At 57.5% G+C, this 372-nt stretch carries 1 pseudogene; it reads left to right on the top strand.

Annotated features, from left to right (window positions below):
* Positions 1–363 (top strand): annotated as a pseudogene (locus IFT60_RS27215) (IS4 family transposase); the annotation flags it as partial.
* Between the last annotated feature and the right edge of the window lie 9 nt (positions 364–372).

The following is a 372-nucleotide window of genomic DNA, read 5'->3' as shown; positions in this document are numbered from 1 at the left end:
CAGACGATGATGGGTATGGCGCTGACTCTGCGTAGCCGCACCGTCGACGGCGTCTATCAGGAAATCTGGGGAGCGCTGACCGCTTACAACCTGATCCGGCTGGAGATGGTCAAAGCCGCGCTGGACGTAAAGTGCGAGCCGACCGAGATCAGTTTTATCCGCGCCTTCCACGTCATCCAGTACGAACTGCACTGGGCTGCGGTAACCCGGTCATATGGCAAGCTGCCTGCCTTAATGCAGCGCCTTCGCCAGCGCCTTGTAATGCTACTAAATGAAGAACGGCCCGGTCGAAAAATCGACCGGGCCGTCAAGGCCTTGCCTCAGCGTTACACCGTTCGCGTCCTGAAGAAGGACCTTAACTGAACGGCATTA

This window comes from Massilia sp. CFBP 13721, from assembly GCF_014842025.1.
Lineage (GTDB): Bacteria > Pseudomonadota > Gammaproteobacteria > Burkholderiales > Burkholderiaceae_D > Telluria.
The sequence above is the reverse complement of the archived record's forward strand: the minus strand, read 5'-3'. Positions and strand labels throughout refer to the sequence as shown.